Source organism: Klebsiella sp. C283 (assembly GCF_048822555.1).
Taxonomy (GTDB): domain Bacteria; phylum Pseudomonadota; class Gammaproteobacteria; order Enterobacterales; family Enterobacteriaceae; genus Klebsiella; species Klebsiella quasipneumoniae.
The window spans coordinates 62,973-82,792 of sequence record NZ_JBMEZS010000009.1; the positions used below are offsets into that span (position 1 = coordinate 62,973).

Annotated in this window: 15 protein-coding genes; 5 read left to right on the forward strand and 10 right to left on the reverse strand. The window is 59.1% G+C overall.

Features of this window, described 5'->3' with window-relative positions; translation table 11 throughout:
* Positions 1-14 precede the first annotated feature (14 nt).
* Positions 15-1,367, reverse strand: a complete 1,353-nt coding sequence (gene pmbA / locus ACOI7Z_RS18325; RefSeq protein ID WP_032429082.1) for a metalloprotease PmbA — start codon at positions 1,365-1,367, stop codon at positions 15-17.
* A 95-nt stretch (positions 1,368-1,462) separates the two neighbouring features.
* On the opposite strand from pmbA, the gene yjgA reads away from it, so the two are divergent.
* Together yjgA and ACOI7Z_RS18335 are read left to right on the forward strand one after the other, a co-directional pair.
* Positions 1,463-2,014 (forward strand): ribosome biogenesis factor YjgA, encoded by a 552-nt coding sequence (gene yjgA, locus ACOI7Z_RS18330; protein ID WP_004206498.1) that lies wholly within the window; start codon positions 1,463-1,465, stop codon positions 2,012-2,014.
* 511 nt (positions 2,015-2,525) lie between these two features.
* Complete coding sequence (locus tag ACOI7Z_RS18335; protein WP_087848668.1) at positions 2,526-3,734, forward strand: aldose 1-epimerase family protein; 1,209 nt, start codon at positions 2,526-2,528, stop codon at positions 3,732-3,734.
* 42 nt (positions 3,735-3,776) lie between these two features.
* Here ACOI7Z_RS18335 and ACOI7Z_RS18340 read toward each other — a convergent pair whose 3' ends face one another.
* Positions 3,777-4,304 carry a GNAT family N-acetyltransferase gene (locus ACOI7Z_RS18340; protein WP_023291749.1) on the reverse strand — a complete coding sequence of 176 codons (528 nt, stop codon included), beginning with the start codon at positions 4,302-4,304 and terminating at the stop codon, positions 3,777-3,779.
* 66 nt (positions 4,305-4,370) lie between these two features.
* Positions 4,371-5,744 carry a UDP-N-acetylmuramate:L-alanyl-gamma-D-glutamyl-meso-diaminopimelate ligase gene (mpl, locus tag ACOI7Z_RS18345; RefSeq protein ID WP_048296492.1) on the reverse strand — a complete coding sequence of 458 codons (1,374 nt, stop codon included), beginning with the start codon at positions 5,742-5,744 and terminating at the stop codon, positions 4,371-4,373.
* A gap of 175 nt (positions 5,745-5,919) precedes the next feature.
* Between mpl and fbp the strand changes: the two genes are divergently transcribed.
* Entirely contained in the window at positions 5,920-6,918 is a 999-nt protein-coding gene (fbp, locus tag ACOI7Z_RS18350) for a class 1 fructose-bisphosphatase (RefSeq protein WP_065882706.1), read from the forward strand.
* Between the two features lie 44 nt (positions 6,919-6,962).
* On the opposite strand, the gene yjfF is transcribed toward fbp, so the two are convergent.
* The 4 genes from yjfF to ytfQ form a co-directional block, all read right to left on the reverse strand.
* On the reverse strand, positions 6,963-7,961 hold the full coding sequence (gene yjfF / locus ACOI7Z_RS18355; protein ID WP_002886825.1) for a galactofuranose ABC transporter, permease protein YjfF: 999 nt from the start codon (positions 7,959-7,961) through the stop codon (positions 6,963-6,965).
* A complete protein-coding gene (gene ytfT / locus ACOI7Z_RS18360) occupies positions 7,948-8,973 on the reverse strand; it encodes a galactofuranose ABC transporter, ATP-binding protein YtfT (RefSeq protein WP_087848667.1) in 1,026 nt (341 codons plus the stop codon). Before ytfT ends, yjfF begins: the two co-directional genes overlap by 14 nt.
* 10 nt (positions 8,974-8,983) lie before the next feature.
* Positions 8,984-10,486 (reverse strand): galactofuranose ABC transporter, ATP-binding protein YtfR, encoded by a 1,503-nt coding sequence (gene ytfR, locus ACOI7Z_RS18365; protein ID WP_032736727.1) that lies wholly within the window; start codon positions 10,484-10,486, stop codon positions 8,984-8,986.
* Between the two features lie 123 nt (positions 10,487-10,609).
* The gene (gene ytfQ / locus ACOI7Z_RS18370) at positions 10,610-11,566 is read right to left on the reverse strand and encodes a galactofuranose ABC transporter, galactofuranose-binding protein YtfQ (RefSeq protein WP_008807147.1); all 957 of its coding nucleotides are present in this window, start codon (positions 11,564-11,566) and stop codon (positions 10,610-10,612) included.
* Between the two features lie 403 nt (positions 11,567-11,969).
* On the opposite strand from ytfQ, the gene ppa reads away from it, so the two are divergent.
* The gene (gene ppa / locus ACOI7Z_RS18375; RefSeq protein WP_002886766.1) at positions 11,970-12,500 is read left to right on the forward strand and encodes an inorganic diphosphatase; all 531 of its coding nucleotides are present in this window, start codon (positions 11,970-11,972) and stop codon (positions 12,498-12,500) included.
* A 74-nt stretch (positions 12,501-12,574) separates the two neighbouring features.
* Entirely contained in the window at positions 12,575-13,762 is a 1,188-nt protein-coding gene (locus ACOI7Z_RS18380) for a hypothetical protein (RefSeq protein WP_087848666.1), read from the forward strand.
* Between the two features lie 144 nt (positions 13,763-13,906).
* On the opposite strand, the gene ACOI7Z_RS18385 is transcribed toward ACOI7Z_RS18380, so the two are convergent.
* The 3 genes from ACOI7Z_RS18385 to tamA are packed head-to-tail and all read right to left on the reverse strand — an operon-like array spanning position 13,907 to position 19,760.
* Entirely contained in the window at positions 13,907-14,251 is a 345-nt protein-coding gene (locus ACOI7Z_RS18385) for a gamma-glutamylcyclotransferase family protein (RefSeq protein ID WP_002886724.1), read from the reverse strand.
* 2 nt (positions 14,252-14,253) lie between these two features.
* Positions 14,254-18,030: an autotransporter assembly complex protein TamB gene (gene tamB / locus ACOI7Z_RS18390; RefSeq protein ID WP_048296487.1), complete on the reverse strand. Its 3,777-nt coding sequence runs from the start codon at positions 18,028-18,030 to the stop codon at positions 14,254-14,256.
* Positions 18,027-19,760, reverse strand: coding sequence for an autotransporter assembly complex protein TamA (gene tamA, locus ACOI7Z_RS18395; RefSeq protein ID WP_032454648.1), 1,734 nt, complete (start codon positions 19,758-19,760; stop codon positions 18,027-18,029). The genes tamB and tamA overlap by 4 nt, the downstream gene beginning before the upstream one ends.
* Positions 19,761-19,820: the final 60 nt, after the last annotated feature.

Genomic DNA, 19,820 nt, shown 5'->3' on the forward strand with positions numbered 1-19,820 from the left:
TAAGCAAACAGGTGTTATTGCCCGGCGATTTTCATCTCCGGCAGCAGCACAGAACCGCACTGAATGTTGCTGCGCGTTTCAATATCATCGCCGATGGTCACGATATTACGCCACATTTCTTTCAGATTTCCTGCAATGGTGATCTCACTGACAGGATATTGAATTTCGCCATTTTCTACCCAGAAGCCGGATGCGCCGCGTGAGTAGTCGCCAGTGACGCCACTGACACCCTGCCCCATCAGTTCGGTAACCACAAGACCGGTGCCCATCTCTTTAAGCATCTTTGCAAAACTCAGGCCGCGGCCGTTGATGCGCCAGTTATGGATGCCGCCGGCGTGGCCGGTGCTTTTCATCCCCAGCTTGCGAGCGGAGTAGTTGGTCAGCAGCCACTGGGTCAGCACGCCGTCTTTGACGATATCGCGACGCTCGGTGCGCACGCCTTCGCTGTCGAACGGCGTGGAGGCCAGTCCTTTACGCAGGTGCGGATGCTCTTCAATGGTCAGCCACTCCGGCAAAATTTGTTTGCCCAGCGAATCGAGCAGGAAGGTGGATTTGCGGTATACCGAACCACCGGCAATCGCTCCGACCAGGTGGCCAAACAGCCCGGTCGCCACTTCATTGGCGAAAATCACCGGCGCCTTCATGGTCGACAGCTTACGCGGCGCGAGGCGCGACAGGGTGCGGCGGGCGCACTCTTCCCCGACCCATTCCGGGGACTGCAGATCCTCGATCGCCCGGCCAATGGTATAGGCGTAGTCGCGTTCCATGTCGCCGTCATCTTCCGCGATCACGCAGCTGGAAAGGGAGTGGCGAGTCGAACAGTAGCTCTGCAGCATGCCATGGCTGTTGCCGAACACTTTGATGCCGTAGTGGCTGTTAAAGCTGCCGCCTTCGGTGTTGGTGATGCGTTTATCGGCCTTCAGCGCCGCTTGCTCTGCGCGGGCGGCCAGTTCGATGGCCTCATCCGGGGAGACCTCCGCCGGGTGGAACAGGTCCAGATCCGGGGCGTCAAAGGCCAGCAGCTCTTTATCCGCCACGCCGGCGAAGGGATCCGGGGAGGTGTAGCGGGCAATATCCAGCGCCGCCTGCACGGTGCGGGCGATGGCGTCCGGGCTGAGATCGGTGGAAGAGGCGCTGCCCTTGCGGTTCTGGTGGTAAACCGTGATGCCTAACGCCCCATCGCTATTGAATTCTACATTCTCCACTTCGCCATAGCGGGTGCTGACGCCGATGCCCGTCGTTTTGCTGACGGAGACTTCCGCGCCATCGGATTTACCTGCCGCCAGTTCCAGCGCCGTGGTCACGGCCTCTTCCAGCGTCTTACGTTGCTGGGCAACTTGAGAGATCACTTTCATTGCTAATGCCATAATGTAAGAAGGAGTTAACTGAAGTCTAACAGAGAACCGTTTTTCAGTGCGCGCCTTAACTGGTAACATTAGCCTCTTTTTTTAAGGAGCCTGAGATGACAAAGCAGCCCGAAGACTGGCTCGACGACGTTCCCGGTGATGATATCGAGGATGAAGACGATGAAATTATCTGGGTCAGTAAGAGTGAAATTAAGCGCGACGCGGAAGAACTGAAGCGTCTTGGCGCGGAACTCGTTGACCTGGGGAAAAACGCGCTGGATAAAATTCCGCTGGATACTGACCTGCGCGACGCCATCGAACTCGCCCAGCGAATCAAAAAAGAGGGTCGCCGCCGCCAGCTGCAGCTTATCGGTAAGATGCTGCGCAATCGCGATGTCGATCCGATTCGTCAGGCGCTGGATAAGCTGAAAAACCGCCACAACCAGCAGGTTGCGCTGTTCCACAAGCTGGAGCAGATCCGTGACCGACTGATTGACGACGGGGATGACGCCGTAGCTGAAGTGCTGAACCTGTGGCCAGATGCTGACCGTCAGCAGCTGCGTTCCCTGATCCGCAATGCGAAGAAAGAGAAAGAAGGCAACAAACCGCCGAAATCCGCGCGCCTGATCTTCCAGTATTTGCGCGAACTGGCGGAAAACGAAGGCTAATTCCCGCCGCTTTTGCCGCTCAAGTCACCCGGATGGCGGCGCGCTGCGCCTTATCCGGGCTACTCCGCTTTGTCTGGTGGGTGGTTAACGCCTTATCCGGCCTACGGAAGGCTGCTGAACCTGAGTTATCAAACAGTTGCTCGACTCCGCAGGCCCGCGCAAGCGCCGCGCCGCCGGGCAGGCTGTATCCGGCCCACCTTCCCCTTCTTCAACGCAAGCATCGCGCCAGCAGGGGGTTCCCCGCTGCCTCCCCTGAGCCCCCAAGTCCGCACAAAGAGACTGTCGTTTATTGCCTTCCCTTCAGCTGAATCGTTAAAGCTAAAAGCAATGCAGATCACATCTTGTGGTGATAATTAAGCATGGTTTAGCACAATAATACGACGATCATCGCATTTAACATCTTAAAAACGGCCACTTTCTCACCAGGTGAGGCGCTTCACATTTTAATCACCCCCATGCCGGTAGATTTCACACGTCAATGACACAATCGATTCAGCAAAAAGGGAATAAAATGAAAAAGACATTGGTTCTGACGGCTATCGCTCTGCTGGTTTCTGGCTCCGCCGCGGCAAAAACATGGGTGCTGACGAATGCTGAAGAGGGCATGGATAAAGGAAACTGGCAGATCGGCAGCGATCAGCTGAAGGTGAAAGACCATGCGTTCAGCATTGAGCAGAAAGTCCTGCACGGCGGCAAGCAGGAAGGCAGCAAAATCCTCACCATTCGCAGTAAAGACGGCCTGACCATCACCCTCAGCCCGACGCGCGGCATGAACTTGCTGCGAGTGGAAGGCTTCGGCAGCCGGATGGGTTGGGATTCGCCGGTCAAAGAGGTTGTTAACCCGGCGTTTATCAACCTGGAGAGTCGCAACGGGCTCGGCTGGCTGGAAGGGTTCAACGAAATGATGGTCCGCTGCGGCTATGAGTGGACCGGCCATCCGGTGACCGCGGACGGGCAAATTTATACCCTGCACGGCAAGGCAGGCAACACGCCGGCCTCTCTGGTGGAGGTAGAGGTGGCCGACAGCGCGCCGTATGAAATTCGCGTCCGCGGGCTGGTGAAAGAGAGCACCTTCAAAAAAGCCGATCTGCAAACCATGACCGAGCTGCGCTATATCCCGGGCAGCAACAGCTTCAGCCTGCACGATGTCTTAACCAATCACGCCGACTATCCGCATGATTACCAGATCATCTACCACAGCAACTTCGGCACCCCGATTCTGGAAGAAGGCGCGCGTTTCCTCGCCCCGATGTCCAGCATCAGCCCGTTCAATGATTACGCTAAGAGCGGATTAAAAACCTGGCAAACCTATCAGGGGCCGACCAAAGACTTTGACGAGATGGTGTTTAATATTCAGCCGCTGGCCGATGAAAATCACCAGACGCTGGCCGCCGTGGTCAACAAAGCGGGCGATAAAGGAGCCTCCATTCAGTTCGACACCCGCCAGCTGCCGGTCCTGACGCTGTGGAAAAACACCGACACCGTCAAACAGGGCTATGTCACCGGTATCGAGCCGGGGACCAGCTACGCCTATCCGGTGACCATTGAACGCGAGCAAAAACGCGTAAAACAGCTGCAGCCGGGCGCCAGCGCGCAGTTTGATCTGACCTACACCCTGCTGCATGACAGTGCCCAGGTGGCCGCCGTCGAGCAGAAAATCGCGCAGATTCAGGACGACAATAAAGTGGCGGAGAACGACACGCCGATCGCCAAAGAGTAAAAATACCCCAGCCGAACGCCCGGAGCGGTACGCCGCGCCGGGCTACGCCCGCCCCATCACCTCGCGCCCGAGATCCCGTGCAAACTGCTGATACTGTCGCTCATCGATCGGCTGCGGGTAGCTCAGCACCAGCAGCTCATGATCCGCGATGCCCTGATGATAGGTCGGATGACGATGCGCCCAGGGGTTAGCGTGGAATCCCATCGACTGATAAAAGCGCAGCCGTTTATGGGCGATCTCGCTGCTCAGCGGATCGATTTCCAGAATGGTCAGCGGCGCGCGCGTCAGGATCTGCGCCAGCAGCTGTTTACCATAGCCGCGGGAGCGCAGCGTATCGTCGATCGCCAAATGTTCGACATAACAGTAGCCGGCAAACTGCCAGCAGCCGCTGAGGCCGATAAATACGTCCTCATCGAACCACGCCTCCAGCGCGTAGTGCGCGTTGCTGAGCGCCTGACGTTTGGCCTCGCTTTCGCGCTGCTCGTGCCACGGAAAGGCGCGCGCGTAGAGCGCGTCCAGCATGGCGAAATGGGGCGAGTCGGTAGAAAGTACGCTTTCGCGGGTAAGCATCACACCATCCCTGTTGGTAAAAACAAAACTGCCCTCACGCGGAGGGCAGTGACCGGAGGCGGGACGTTACTCTGTCGCGGCCGCTTTTTGCGCCAGTTTATCCAGCAGCTTTTGATGAATGCCGCCGAAGCCGCCATTGCTCATCACCAGGATATGGTCGCCAGGATGGGCGGTTTTGACCACCATCTCCGCCAGGGTATCGACGTCGGCGCTCCAGTGAGCCGGCTGGACGCAGGCTTCCGCCACTTCCGCCACCTGCCACGGGATATGCTGCGGCTGCAGGAGGAACACCTCATCGGCGCGGCCAAGAGACGGCGCCAGATCGTCTTTGCAGACGCCCATTTTCATGGTGTTAGAGCGCGGCTCCAGCACGGCGAGAATGCGCGCGGTGCCGCCCACTTTGCCGCGCAGCGCCTGCAGCGTAGCGAGGATGGCCGTCGGATGATGAGCGAAATCGTCATACACGGTGACGCCGTTGGCTTCGCCGCGCAGCTCCAGGCGACGGCGGGCGTTGATAAAGCTGCCCAGCGCGTTCGCGGCATCCGCCGGCAGTACCCCGACGTGACGCGCCGCGGCAATGGCCATCAGGCCGTTATGCATATTATGCTCGCCGACCAGCGCCCACTTCACCTCGCCGACCTTTTCACCGTCGAACAGCACTTCCCACTGCGAGGCGTCAGCGTTCAGCTTCTTCGCCTGCCAGTGGCCCTGCTCGCCCACCAGCTCCTGCTCGCTCCAGCAACCCATCGCCATCACCTGCTTCAGGTTGATGTCGTTCTCCGGCAGGATAATTTTGCCTTTGCCCGGCACGATGCGCACCAGATGGTGGAACTGCTTCTGAATCGCCTTCAGGTCGTCAAAGATATCCGCGTGGTCGAACTCAAGGTTGTTGAGGATCAGCGTCCGCGGGCAGTAGTGAACAAATTTGGAGCGCTTGTCGAAGAAGGCGCAGTCGTATTCATCCGCTTCAATGACGAAGAACGGGCTGTCGCCCAGGCGCGCAGAGACGTCAAAATTGCCCGGCACGCCGCCGATCACGAAGCCCGGCTGGTAACCGCAGGCTTCAAGGATCCAGGTCGCCATGCCGGCGGTGGTGGTTTTGCCGTGGGTCCCGGCGACGGCCAGCACCCAGCGATCGCGCAGCACGAAGTCGTGCAGCCACTGCGGGCCGGACATATAGGGAATATTGTTTTCCAGCACCGCTTCAACGCACGGGTTGCCGCGAGTCATGGCGTTACCGATGATCACCAGGTCCGGCCGGGGCTCCAGCTGGCTGGGGTCATAGCCCTGAATTAAATCGATCCCCTGGTTTTCCAGCAGGGTGCTCATCGGCGGATAGACGTTAGCATCCGACCCCGTTACCTCATGACCGAGGGAGCGCGCCAGCATGGCCAGGCCCCCCATAAACGTGCCACAGATTCCTAAAATATGAATGCGCATTCGTCATTTCCTTCTCTTATCCGGGGCACATTTTACCCATATCCCGGGCCCTGGCGAAATGCATTTCAGGCGAATCTGTATTTTGCTGGCGCGATTCACTAGTGCGCACTTTTTTGATTCTTTGTTAAGATTGTTGCGTTCGTTTTACTCAACATAAAAATGCAGGGAACGAGTTATGAAAACGTTAGGTGAGTTTATTGTTGAAAAGCAGCACGAGTTCTCCCACGCCACCGGTGAGCTGACTGCTTTGTTGTCAGCAATAAAGTTGGGCGCCAAGATCATCCACCGCGATATCAACAAGGCCGGTCTGGTCGATATCCTGGGTGCCAGCGGTGCTGAAAACGTTCAGGGCGAGGTGCAGCAAAAACTCGATCTGTTCGCGAATGAAAAATTAAAAGCCGCACTGCGAGCACGCGATATTGTTGCCGGGATCGCCTCTGAAGAAGAAGATGAGATTGTCGTCTTCGAAGGGTGTGAACACGCCAAATACGTGGTGCTGATGGACCCTCTGGATGGCTCCTCTAACATCGACGTTAACGTCTCTGTTGGTACGATCTTCTCTATCTACCGCCGCGTGACGCCTGTTGGCACGCCGGTGACAGAAGAAGACTTCCTGCAGCCGGGTAACCGCCAGGTCGCCGCCGGCTATGTGGTTTACGGTTCCTCGACGATGCTGGTGTATACCACCGGCTGCGGCGTCCACGCCTTCACCTACGACCCGTCCCTCGGCGTCTTCTGTCTGTGCCAGGAGCGCATGCGCTTCCCGGAGAAGGGCAATACCTACTCCATTAACGAAGGCAACTACATCAAATTCCCGCAGGGCGTGAAGAAGTACATTAAGTACTGCCAGGAAGAGGACAAAGCGACTCAGCGTCCTTATACCTCACGCTATATCGGCTCGCTGGTGGCGGACTTCCACCGCAACCTGCTGAAAGGCGGCATCTACCTCTATCCAAGCACCGCCAGCCACCCGGACGGCAAGCTGCGCCTGCTGTATGAATGCAACCCGATGGCCTTCCTCGCCGAACAGGCGGGCGGTAAGGCCAGCGATGGTAAAGAGCGTATTCTGGATATTGTTCCGGAAAGCCTGCACCAGCGCCGCTCCTTCTTCGTCGGCAACAACCACATGGTGGAAGACGTCGAGAACTTTATTAAGTCGTTCCCGGACGCCTAAGCGCCCTGCCCGCTCCTCCCGCGCCTGCGGGAGGATCCTCTCTCTTAGCGACTCCCCGCCCCGCTCACCCGCGTGACCGCCGCATTCTGCCGGTTTTCCCACAGCACGGTCAGCCCACGCTGCAGCGCGATAAAGATAAACAGCAAAATGCCGATGGCGATTTTGGTCCACCATGAGCTGAGGGTGCCGTCGAAGTTGATGTAGGTCTGAATCAGCCCCTGGATCGCCACCCCGAACAGGGTTCCCAGCACAGTGCCGACGCCGCCGCTGAGCAGCGTGCCGCCGATCACCACCGAGGCAATGGCGTCCAGCTCCACGCCGACGCCCGCCAGCGCATAGCCCGCCTGGGTATAAATGGAAAAGACGATCCCGGCCAGCGTCGCCAGCCCGGTGGAGAGCATATAGATACGGATCGTGGCGCTGCGGGTGGAAATCCCCATTAAATTCGCCGACGTCGCGTTGCCGCCAATGGCATACACCTGGTTGCCGAAGCGGGTGCGGTGGGCGACAAAAATACCGGCCACCACCACCAGCAGCATCAGCAGCCCCATGGCGCTGAGGCGTCCGCCGCCGGGAATAGTCCATGCCAGCCCGGACAGGGTGTCGTACACCGGGTGGTTAATCGGAATCGACTCCTCTGACACCAGATAGCTCACGCCGCGCAGGAAGAACATGCCGGCGAGGGTGATGATAAAGGCCGGGATCTTCAGGGCGTCAATCAGCAGCCCCATAAACGCGCCGAAGGCGCAGCCCATCACCAGCACCAGCGGAAACGCCACCAGCGGTGATATTCCCCAAAAGCCAATCGCTTTGGCGAGAAAGACGCCGGTAAAGGCGATCACCGACCCGACAGACAGATCGATCCCGCCGGAGAGGATCACGAAGGTCATGCCCACGGCGATGATCCCGAGGAAGGCGTTATCCGTCAGGATATTGCAGATCACCCGCGTCGAGGCAAAGCCGGGGAATTGCGTCAGGCAGTAGAGATAGCCCAGCACAAACACCGCGAGGGTGATCATCAACGGTAAATTACGTTTTATCATGGCCGCGTACCCCTTTCAGTAAACCGATAAAGCGCGGCGACTGGACAATCAGTACGCACAGCACCACCACCGCTTTCACCACCTGGTTGAGCTCCGGCGGGAAGCCGGAGAGCAAAATCCCGGTGTTCATTCCCTGGATAATCAGCGCCCCCACCACCGACAGCAGCAGGTTGAAGCGCCCGCCCATCAGCGAAGCGCCGCCGATGACCACCGCCAGAATGGCGTCCAGCTCAAGCCATAGCCCGGCGTTATTGGCATCCGCGCCGCGAATGTCCGCCGCCACGATGATCCCGGCGATCGCCGCGCAGACGCCGCTCAGGACATAGGCCAGCATCACCACGATGCGGGTATTGACGCCGGCGTTTTTCGCCGCGCGGATATTGATCCCTACCGCTTCGATAAACATGCCCAGCGCCGTTTTGCGGGTAAACAGCCAGAACAGCAGCAGGGTCGCGGCGGCGATGATCACCGGCGTCGGAAACAGGAGGAACGATCCGCTGCCGAGCCACGCCAGCGCCGGGGAATCAAAGGTGACGATCTGCCCGGCGGTGATCAACTGCGCCACCCCGCGTCCGGCCACCATCAGGATCAGCGTCGCCACAAAGGGCTGGATCTTCAGGACCGCCACGAGAATGCCGTTCCACAGCCCGGCCAGCGCGCCCGCCGCCAGCGAGGCCAGCAGCACCACCGGCAGGCTGTGACCGCCGACGGTCATCGAGGCGGCCGTCGCGCCGGCTATCGCCATCACCGCCCCCACCGACAGGTCGATGCCGCCGGTGGCGATCACCAGCGTCATGCCGATGGCCAGCAGCGCCACCGGGGCGGCGCGGTTGAGAATATCGATTGGGCTGCCAAACAGGCGGCCATCCTGGAGCACCACCTGATAAAAATGGGGCGCCACCAGGCTGTCGACCAGCAGAACCAGCAGCAGGGCAATGATCTGCGGGGTGCCCTTCGGCCAGGTGAAGCGTCGCTTCTCCGGGCCGGTTTGCGAAAGAGATCGAGGCATCATGGGTTACTCCTTATGCCGCAATTGCGTTCATGATCGCCGGTACAGAGAGCTCGGCGAGCGGGATCTCGGCCACCTGCCGGCGATCGCGCATGATAATGACCCGATCGGCGTAACCCACCAGCTCCTCCAGTTCAGAGGAGATGACCAGCAGCGCGAGGCCATCGGCGCAGAGGGTTTCAATCAGGCGAATGATTTCCGCATGGGCGCCAACGTCGATGCCGCGGGTCGGCTCATCGAGGATCAGGAACTGCGGTTTGGTCAGCAGCCAGCGGGAAAGCAGCACCTTCTGCTGGTTGCCGCCGGAGAGAAACTCGATCGGCTGCTCCGCGCTGGGGGTGCGGATCCCCAGCTGGCGAATAAAGCGCTCGGCGATCTCGTTCTGTTCGCGCCGGGGTATCGGCCGCAGCCAGCCGCGCTGCGCCTGCAGGGCGAGGACGATATTTTCCCGCACCGAGGCGGCGGCGATAATGCCGTCGGTTTTGCGATCCTCCGGACAGAAGCCGATCCCGAGGCAGGAGGCCTGATGCGGAGAACGCAGGGTTTGCGGTTTGCCTTTGATCCACGCCTTCCCGCTGTCCGCCGTTTTAATACCGAAGATCACCTCGGCGGTTTCTGTGCGGCCGGAACCCAACAGGCCGGCGAGGCCAACGATTTCGCCCGGACGCACCTGCAGGTCGAACGGGGCGATGGTGCCTTTTTTACCGTAGCCTTCAAATGCCGCCACCGGCTTATCGCTCAGCAGGGTTCGGCCCGCCCGCTGCAGGGCGTTGTGGTCCAGTTCGCGGCCCAGCATCATTTTCACCAGCTCAATCTGCGGCAGTTCTCGGGTCTCGCGGCAGCCGACGAAGCTGCCGTTGCGCAGCACGGTAATGCGGTCGCTGACCGCATAGACCTGGTCGAGAAAATGGGTGACGAAGATCAGGCTGACGCCGTTATCCCTGAGCTGGCGCATCAGGGTAAACAGCATCTCCACCTCCTGGGTATCGAGGCTGGCGGTGGGCTCGTCGAGGATCAGCACCTTGGCCGACAGGTCGATGGCCCGGCAGATAGCGACGATCTGCTGCATCGCCACTGAAAAGCGGTTCAGCGGCTCGCGCACATCGAGGGAAAAGCCGTAGGAGGCCATCAGCGCCGTCGCCCTGGCCTCCATCTCTTTCCGCCGCAGCAGGCCAAACCGCCGCGGCTCACGGCCGATGAACAGGTTATCCGCCACCGACATATTGGGCAGCAGGTTCACTTCCTGGTAGACAGTGCCGATCCCCAGCTGCTGGGCATGGGCGGTATTTTTCGGGGAAATGGTCTGGCCTTCCAGCCAGATAGTGCCGCGATCGGCATGGTAAACGCCGGTAAGCGCTTTGATCAGCGTCGATTTCCCGGCGCCGTTTTCGCCCAACAGGGCCATGATTTCGCCGCGCCGCAGGCTAAAGTTGACGTTATCCAGCGCCTTAACGCCGGGGAAGAATTTACTGAGTCCTTCGGTGCGAAGGATCTCCTGGTGTGCCTCGGCGCTCATAATCGATATCACCTTCAAATGATGTCAGGTTGCCCCGGTTCGCGCTGTGCTTGCCGGGGTTGCTGGAACGCTGCCTGTTACCCTCTCCGGCTGAGGAGAGGGTCGGGATGAGGGGCTATTCACTCAGTAGCCCATATTTTTCTTCTTCTCTAACTCTTCTTTCGCCGTATCCGGCAGATACAGCGTCGATTTGGTAATGGTCAGCTTCTCCGGCAGGGTGCCGTCTTTTTTGTATTTCTCCAGCGCATCAAACGCCGGGCCGGCCATATTTGGCGTCAGCTCGACGCTGGCGTTGGCTTCGCCGGCGATCATCGCTTTATAGATATCCGGCACGCCGTCGATGGAGCCGGTCAGAATATCTTTGCCCGGCTTCAGGCCAGCTTCTTTAATGGCCTGGATGGCGCCGATGACCATATCGTCGTTATGAGCGAATACCATGCAGATGTTTTTGCCGTTATTCTCAGCCTTGATAAAGCTCTCCATAACCTCTTTCCCTTTGCTGCGGGTGAAGTCGCCGGACTGAGAGCGGATGATTTTGATATTCGACGCTTTGGCGATGGCGTCAGCGAAGCCTTTCTTACGGTCGATGGCCACGCTGGCCCCGACGGTGCCCTGCAGTTCCACGACGTTACACGGCTTACCGTCGACGGTTTTCACCAGCCAGTCGCCAATCAGCTGACCTTCCAGCACGTTGTTGGCGGTCACGGTGGTCATGTAGAGATCTTTATCTTTCACATCAATGGAACGGTCGAGGAGGAAGACCGGGATTTTGGCCTCTTTCGCCTCTTTCAGCACCGGCTCCCAGCCGGTAGCCACCACCGGCGCAATGAAGATCGCGTCTACCCCCTGGGCGATAAAGGAGCGCACCGCTTTGATCTGGTTTTCCTGTTTTTGCTGACCATCGGCGATCTTCAGCGTGATACCGCGCTTGGCGGCTTCCTCTTTCGCGACGCTGGTTTCCGCCGCACGCCAGCCGGATTCAGAACCGACCTGCGAAAAACCTACGGTTAGCGGGGCAGCTATCGCCATAGACGACATAGCTGCGGAAACTGCTGTGACAAGAAGTAAGCGCTTCCACATAAGGGTATCCTCGTAGGGTTATTGTTGGTTAAAATCTCACCTGCGGACAAACTATAGACAATCGGTGATGTAACTGAATGCGTTACATCACACTTCAAAAAAGTAAATGAGATGTTAATGACGGCCCCATTGCCCAGTGGAGAGCCGATAAGGCTTCGCAGGGAGCGCGGCTGTTGCGGTTTATGACGTTTTTTTAAGCGGTTTGATAAATCAATCACATGCAATGAAAACGGTTACATAAATTTATTCATGATGTGGCTATGTTTATGGATTTTCATGCCATTATTGCGCGCAAAATTCAGAGCACTCCACGGCGAGATCGGGAAAAAGAAGCGAAGACATTCGATGTGAGTTGGCTATAATACCGAGCACTTGTTTGCCATACATTTTAAAGGAAACAGACATGAGCTTACTCAACGTACCTGCGGGCAAAGATCTGCCGGAAGACATCTACGTCGTGATCGAGATCCCGGCGAACGCAGATCCCATCAAATACGAAGTCGACAAAGAGAGCGGTGCACTGTTCGTTGACCGTTTCATGTCCACAGCGATGTTCTATCCGTGCAACTACGGCTACATCAACCACACCCTGTCCCTGGACGGCGACCCGGTTGACGTGCTGGTCCCGACCCCGTACCCGCTGCAGCCGGGCTCCGTGATCCGCTGCCGTCCGGTTGGCGTTCTGAAGATGACCGACGAATCCGGTGAAGATGCGAAACTGGTTGCGGTACCGCACACCAAGCTGAGCAAAGAATACGATCACATCAACGATGTGAACGACCTGCCGGAACTGCTGAAAGCCCAGATCACTCACTTCTTTGAGCACTACAAAGATCTGGAAAAAGGCAAGTGGGTTAAAGTCGACGGTTGGGACAACGCAGAAGCGGCGAAAGCTGAAATCGTTGCCTCTTTCGAGCGCGCTAAGCAGAAGTAATTCTGTCTCAGGCAGGGTCATACCCTGCCTGATTGCGGCACGGATAGCCGCGATAACACCATGGAGGGTGTCCCGTGAAAAGCGTTCGCTATTTCACTCTTAACTTTTCTGGCTTCACAACCGCCGCCTCTGAAAAACAGGGGTATCTGCGCCTTATCGCCGGCGACCATGTCTTTTATACCGATAAACGCTATTTTAACGACCCCTCGCTTTTTGACCGCCTGAAGACCCATCAGCCTCTGTATCTCGGCGCCCGCCGCCTGGACAACGGCAGTTACTGGATCCACTGGCTCAGCGATGGTGAAACGCTCCTTGAGCCCAGTCAACGCGTCAAGCGCTGGGCCCGGCCGCTGCTGATTATCAGCCTGCTGACGCTCATCGTCTCCCTTATTCCGCTCCTGGTGAGCGCCTCAGAATGGGCAAAGTTCGGCTGCGGCATTATCGCGGTACTGGCCTTCATCGCGCTGTTAACCGGGCTCTGCGAGCGACTGTTCCACCCGGCGCTAAAACGGCACCCCGCCATGCGCGATCTGCTGGCGAAGATGGCGCGGGCCCGCCGCCGCGACTTTTCTTTTTGCCAGCCGCTACCCGCAACGCCGCGGGCCGTCCGCCGGTCGGCAATGCCTTTTACGCATGCCCTGCCGGAACGCTATGCGGTTAAGACCGACATCATCACCGATACCCACTTTAAGAAGTGGTATGCGGGCAGTCCTACGCGGGAATATCACGGCCTCGGGATACAATGCGGTTCCCTGCCGCTGGCCTTCTGGTGGCAGGCAGGCTGCGCTAATTTCGCGCTGCATCCTGTTCTCTATCGTCGTCAGCCACCGTTTCTTGCCACTGGCGATCGTATCGTCGCCGTATACGAGCGCGACAGCCGGGCGATCCATGCGCTATACAATGCCAGCGACGGCGCGGCTTATGTAAAAAACCATCCGCTCTATCCTGGACGCAGACAGCTGTCGCTGCTTTATTACCTGTTTTACGGCCTCGCGCTGGTGATGTATCTGCTATTTCTCGGGATAGAAATCATCAGCGCCCTTCAGTCAGGCCGGCGCGTCTGGTGGCAGGTTCAGGATTCGCTGGACATGCTGTCCTTATTGTTACTCTGCTTTGGCGGAATGCTGGCGGTACTGGAGCTGATTGGCCCAACGGCCTGGTTATTGTCACACCGGGTGGCTGACTGGCTGAAGCTGCGATCGGCGATGCGGCGTTACCTGCGGGAGGCAGCCCCCCAAACCACGCCCGAGGAGGTCATGTAATGTTCAGCACCTCAACACGACGATTATTATTCCTCGCGCTGACGACGCTGGCTTCCACGATGTGGCTGGCGAGAGATTATCTGCCGCTCTGGTAAGAGGCGGGCGCAGAAAAAACAACGCCACCCGAAGGTGGCGCTGTCGTGGTTAATACTGGTCGCGATCCAACCAGTTGCCGTTCGCTATCAACGTACAACCCTCAACGGAACGTTGATAGACATACATCCATGCGCTGCCGTAAGGCGTCTGAATCAGGTGGCGCGCATACTCGCCCCCCTTGGTGCGGAGCGCATCCAGTTCGGCCAGCGTCGATGCATCAATACGATAAACTTCACCATGTACTGTGCCTTCGCCGGGCACCGCGCCTGGATAGTGGCCCAGGCTGTACAGCTGATAATCGTCGACACTATGAGCGCCCAGCCACTGGGCGTTGGTCATCCAGTGGCTGTTGCCTTGTTTGCGTCGTAAACTGCCGTAAACAAATATTCGCATTGCTAAAACTCAAACTGATAGAGCAAATCGAGCGCCTGGTCGATGCCAGACACCGCTTCCACATATAGCTTAGGCATCAGGCGATAACGTAAAGTCAGCGTCGCCAGGGAATCGAAGATACCGACCCCGTATTTTACCTGCAGACCCGGCAGTACATAGCCGCTGACCACCACCTGGGAAGAGTCGCCTACCCCTTCGGTGTCCAACGCCAAATTGCTTACGCCAAACGTCTCGCCGATTTTACCCACAACCTGACCACTTTGTGCAACCCCCATACCAATAAGCATTGAGGTCATCGCGGCGCTATCGCTCTGTCCGCTGCTCAAACCCTGTCCGCGCAGCAGATAAGACAGCGCTTCCTGCTGGGACATAACCGGGTCGGAGAAGATCTCCGCTTTCGGCTGATCGGCGGAGCCGGTGACGCGAACGCCGGCGATCACGTCGTCTTCGGTGGCATCCGGGTTACGAATCGCTTCGATATTCAGCAACGGCTGATCCGGCGGACCGGAGAACAGCAGCTCCCCTTTGCGCACAATCAAATCCTGGCCATAGGCGTGGAAGCGGCCGTCCGGAATATTGATCTGCCCGTTGAGTCCCAGCCCCTGCTTGTCCTGCGCCACTTTCAGATCGCCGGTCAGACGCGCTTTCAGACCGAAGGCTTCCAGACGAACGTTGTTGCCGACGTGGATCGTCAGGTTGCTGTTGATCGGGATCCCGGCGCTCTGCTGCTTAATCGGCTTGAGGTTTTTGTCGAGCATCACTTCGTCCGACGACACGCCGACCGCGCTCTCCGGCACCTCGTTGACCACGATCCGCGCCCAGGGCACATCCACCTTGCCATCGAGGTTGAACAGGCTTGGCGTGGCGGTAAACACCACGTCCGGCGATACATCAAGACGGACCATCGGCGGCACGGTGATCCGCACCCGGCTGCCCTTCGCCGCAATCTGCGCCCGCCAGTTATCGATCTGCGTCCAGTCGGCGTTCCCGCTAAGGGCGATTTGCCCCTGACGGGTGTTCACCGTCCCCTGCAGGGTCGAGCGCGTACCGTTGAAGTTCATCGCCAGCTGGCTCGGCTGCATATCAAACGGCATAAAGTTGCCGTCGATATCCACCCCGCTTAGCTGCATCTGGCCGAACAGCTGCGGACTTTTCACGTTGCCGCCCAGGCGCAGACGGGCGTTGAGCCGTCCCTCCGCCTTTTCACCGCGGGCGAAAATCGGGTTGATCATCGCCAGCGAGAAGTTGCTGATATTGACGTTGCCGCCGAGATTACGCCGCCCCTGCGGGTCGGTGACCTGCACCTGCCCATCCAGCTGGCCATTGTTGGTCAGGCGGATAAGCCAGCCCAGCTCCGCGCGATTGTTGTGCAGATCGGCGCTGAGGTTCAGCGTATCGAACGCCACCGGCAGCGGGGCGTCATTGACCACCTGGGTCACTTTGACGTTGCGCCCGCTGAGGGTCACTTTGCCCTGCGGCAGTCCCTCTTTGGTGGTGTCCCAGCTGACATCGGCATTACCGGTAAACACGCCGCTGGCCTGGGTCGCCTCCGGCATAAACGGCTTAAGCATCGCCAGGTCGAAGCGGTTGAGATTCACCCGCGCCCGCCCGCTGGCGCCCGCGTCAATGGTCTCAGGCACGCAGAGCTCGGCGTTCGGGTTGGTCCAGCAGTGTGGCCCGATGCTGATTTTCTGCTCCTGGTTACGGTAGTCCAGCGCAATACTGCGCGTCAGCGCTACCGGCCCTACCGGCGTCTGGAAGCGGGTATCGCTTAGCGCGCCTCTCCAGCGCTCGGCCTGACGATCGAAGCTACCCGCCAGCGCCAGCTGGCCGGAAACCGGATCGCCCTGCACCCGCAGTCGCAGCTCATGCTGCTTCTCAGTGCCTTTGGCATTGAGCTGCACCAGGCTGATATTCACCCCCGGCTGGCTGATGCGATCCACCCGCACGTCCAGGTTGCCGCCAATCTGATCGGTGGATTTCACATCCCCTTTGACGTTAACCTGGGCGATGCTCAGCTCCTGCCAGCGCAGCGCCCGGGCGGTGATGTCCGCCAGCAGCTGCGGCGCATCGACAGTGCCGCGCACTTTCACCAGCCCCTTCGCCGTCCCGCCGAGCCCCGGCAGCGCATTATCCAGGTGCGGCGCATCGATGGTGGCGTCGAGATTCAGATCCTTCACCCCCAGCTCGCCTTTGATATCGGCGCTGTTCGGGCCTAACGCCAGATGCAGCCCCGGGATCTTCCACTGCAGATAGCTGTTGCCCTGCAGCGAGCCGGAGACATCCACCTTGTTCTGTTTCACGTTGCCGGTAATTTTCAGCTCCGGCACCGACATCTGCCAGCTGCCGCCGTACAGGCTGCCCTGGGTCTTGATCCTGCCGTTGAGCTTCGACGGCCAGTCCGGCACCTCTTTGGCGGTGTTGATGCCGTCGAGGGTCAGCTCGCCGCGCCAGCTGATCGCCTGCTGCCAGTCGAGGAGCGCCTTCAGCTCGGTTTTCCCTTCGAGGGCATTGACCGTCAGCTTGTCGAGATTGATCTGCCGCTCATTGCCTTTGGCGTTGAGGGCAATTTTCGCCGGCGGCAGCGACTGGCCTTTCACCGCGGTGGAGAAGGCCAGCGCGTAGTCGGTCATTTTGCCGCTGAACTTCAGCTGGACGTCGTCGGCCTGGAACTGCTTCTCGCCGCTGAATGGCCAGGCGAGCTGCTTGCTCTTCAGCTCCATATTGAGCGGCAGCCCGGCCTCCGCCAGCTGCGCGTCCGCCCGCAGCGTGGCCGCTACCGGCCCGCTTAAGTCCACCCCGACCTTAAGCGTTTTACGTATCTCGCCGCCCACCTTCAGCTGCACTTTCTCCCCTTTCATCGGGTCGACGTTCAGCGTTCCGGCGAGGGTGATGTCTACCGGCCAGTTATCCTGCAGCTGGGCGCTGCCCGAGGCGGTGACTTTGCCCTGATCGGAGTCGATGTCGAGGGCGTCGAGCTTCATCTGCCCGTCGATACTGCTGACTTTCAGCAGCAGGTTATACACGGTGATATCGGTATCGCCGGTGAGGCGCAGCTGTTCGCCGCGGAACGCCTCAATATTGAGGTTCAGCGGCAGATGGACGTCGGTCATCGCCGGCAGCACCGGCTGCGAGAAGAGGTCGGTCATCGTCTCGCCGAGCGGTTTTTCCTGCGGCTGCGGGTTGTCGATTTTCGGTTCAACCACCTGCTCCTGCGCCACTTTCGCCACCTTCGGCAGGGCGATCAGCAGCCCTTGCAGCGAGGTCGGCGTCAGGGTCAGGTTTTTCTCCTGCCAGTTCAGGCCGGTGGAAAAATCGCGCACAGAGACCGCGGTATCGTCGATTTTGACGTTGACGTTATGCAGCGCGACGCGGCTAAGGGCGATCGGATAAGGGGTGGAGAGATTCAGCGGCCCGCTGTCCTCTTCCTCGACCGGCGCAGAGGGCGGCATCTTCTTCGTATCGACGGCGACGTAAATATCGCGCAGCGAGATGTCGTTTACGCACAGACTGCTGTCCCACAGGCAGCGCAACCTGACGCTGAGATGAAACTGGCCGGCGGTGACCGCCACGCCAGGCTGCTCATAGCGGACATTATCGAGGGTTAAATCACGCCAGCCGCCGGTCACTTTGCCGATTTCCAGCCCCGGTACCCAGCGATCCGCCGCTTTGAACACCAGATGCAAGCCGGTGGTGGTGCCCACCAGGAACCCGACGGTGCCCAGCAGGAGGACCAACACGATTAAGACGCCGAGGCTTATCTTCTTCCATAAACTCATAATTCAGGCCCCAGACCGATGTAAAACTGTAAACCATGCTCTTCTTTGTCGCCGATTGGCCGGGCGATATCCAGCTTGATCGGCCCCACCGGCGACTGCCAGCGCACGCCCACCCCGGCGCCGGTTTTAAAATCACTTTCGCGAATATCGCTGACCGCTTCGCCGCTATCGACAAACACGGCGCCCCACCATTTGCCGCTGACGTTGTACTGATATTCCAGCGAGCCGGTGGCCAGCTTCGAGGCCCCGATCAGCTTGCCGTCATCGTCCTTCGGCGAGATGGATTTGTATTTATAGCCGCGAATACTGCGATCGCCCCCGGCGAAAAAGCGCAGGTCCGGCGGCACCTTGTCAAAGTTGTCCGCTTCGATCCAGCCCAGGTTGCCGCGCACCACAAAGCGGTGGCGGTCATAGAGGGTACGGATCCAGACATCCTGGGCCTGCATCACGATGAAGTTGATGTCCGAGCCCCACATGGTGTTGGAGTAGTCCACCGAGTAGCGCTGGGAATCGCCCCAGGTGGGCATCAGGCCGCCGCGGGAGCGAGTGCGGTTCACCGAGACCCCGGGGTAAATCAGCATGGTGGTGTTGGTGACGTTCGCCTGGGTAAAGTGGTCCAGGCTCCAGCGCAGGTTGATCGCCCGCTGCCAGCCGCTCGACATCTCCCAGAAACGCGACAACCCAAGGGTGGTGGAGTCAGCCTGGGTGTCATTGAGATCGGTACGCTTAAAGCCGCCCTGCATCAGATAGTACTGCTCGAGCGGGCTCTTGAGCAGCGGGACTTTATAGGTGAAGTCGAACTGCTGCTCCGGGGCGGAGAGGCTGACGCTGGAGGTCAGGCTGTGGCCATAGGAGTTCATCCACGGTTTTTTCCACGTGGCTTTTACCCGCGGACCGACGTCTGTGGAGTACCCTACCCCGGTTTCCACGGTGTTCTCTTTGCGTGGCGAGACAACGCCCTGCAGAGGCAGCACCTTGGTTTTCCGTGACTTAGCAAAATCAGGCGCCACCACCACCGAACTGAACCACCCGGTCGCCGCCAGGCGGCGGTTTAGCTCGGCCAGGTCCTGAGAGGTGTAGTAGTCGCCCTCTTTAAACGGTACGAGGTTTTGCAGGTATTCATCACGGATTTGCGATCCGGAGAAGGTGACGTGGCCAAAGCGATAGCGTTCGCCGCTGTCGTAATCGATATCCCAGAACGCCTGATGGCGGTCGAGGGAGACCCCCAACTGGCTTTTAATGAACTCGCTGTCAAAGTAGCCTTTGCGCAGGGCGACGCGGGTCAGGGAGCTCTTGAAACCGTCGTAATCGCCGTGGTTGAGCACCGTCCCGATGGCCGGGCGGGTTTTCAACAGCGCCAGATAGTCGCTGTCGGTGCGGGCGCCGCCGCGCAGAATCACCTCGGTGCCGCCAATGCGCACCGGCTCACCCGGGGTCACTTTGGCGATCAGCACCTGACGGCCCCTTTTCGGCGGCGGACGAAGATCAAATTCAATCGTCGGCTCGTAATACCCCAGCGCTTTCAGACCTTCGCGAATGGCGTCATCGACGCGCGCGCGAAAGCGACGATCCGGCGTGACCTCATCACTCTGGATGGTGGAAAGCTGGGCGCGAACGTTTTTCTCCAGCTCCCCGGATAATCCTTCAACCTGCAAACGCACATTCGCTGCGCTGGCGATCCCGCTGACCAGCAAAAGGCTGGTGACACATAATTGGCGGATTTTTAGCACATTTTCTCCTGAATATCCCTGTTTCCCCCTACAGGAAACACTGGCGCCGCTCCACGGCTT

Bases quoted from the DNA above. Each gene is read 5' to 3' on its own strand.
- pmbA (WP_032429082.1), bottom strand. From the start codon at position 1,367: ATGGCATTAGCAATGAAAGTGATCTCTCAAGTTGCCCAGCAACGTAAG.
- yjgA (WP_004206498.1), top strand. From the start codon at position 1,463: ATGACAAAGCAGCCCGAAGACTGGCTCGACGACGTTCCCGGTGATGAT.
- ACOI7Z_RS18335 (WP_087848668.1), top strand. From the start codon at position 2,526: ATGAAAAAGACATTGGTTCTGACGGCTATCGCTCTGCTGGTTTCTGGC.
- ACOI7Z_RS18340 (WP_023291749.1), bottom strand. From the start codon at position 4,304: ATGCTTACCCGCGAAAGCGTACTTTCTACCGACTCGCCCCATTTCGCC.
- mpl (WP_048296492.1), bottom strand. From the start codon at position 5,744: ATGCGCATTCATATTTTAGGAATCTGTGGCACGTTTATGGGGGGCCTG.
- fbp (WP_065882706.1), top strand. From the start codon at position 5,920: ATGAAAACGTTAGGTGAGTTTATTGTTGAAAAGCAGCACGAGTTCTCC.
- yjfF (WP_002886825.1), bottom strand. From the start codon at position 7,961: ATGATAAAACGTAATTTACCGTTGATGATCACCCTCGCGGTGTTTGTG.
- ytfT (WP_087848667.1), bottom strand. From the start codon at position 8,973: ATGATGCCTCGATCTCTTTCGCAAACCGGCCCGGAGAAGCGACGCTTC.
- ytfR (WP_032736727.1), bottom strand. From the start codon at position 10,486: ATGAGCGCCGAGGCACACCAGGAGATCCTTCGCACCGAAGGACTCAGT.
- ytfQ (WP_008807147.1), bottom strand. From the start codon at position 11,566: ATGTGGAAGCGCTTACTTCTTGTCACAGCAGTTTCCGCAGCTATGTCG.
- ppa (WP_002886766.1), top strand. From the start codon at position 11,970: ATGAGCTTACTCAACGTACCTGCGGGCAAAGATCTGCCGGAAGACATC.
- ACOI7Z_RS18385 (WP_002886724.1), bottom strand. From the start codon at position 14,251: ATGCGAATATTTGTTTACGGCAGTTTACGACGCAAACAAGGCAACAGC.
- tamB (WP_048296487.1), bottom strand. From the start codon at position 18,030: ATGAGTTTATGGAAGAAGATAAGCCTCGGCGTCTTAATCGTGTTGGTC.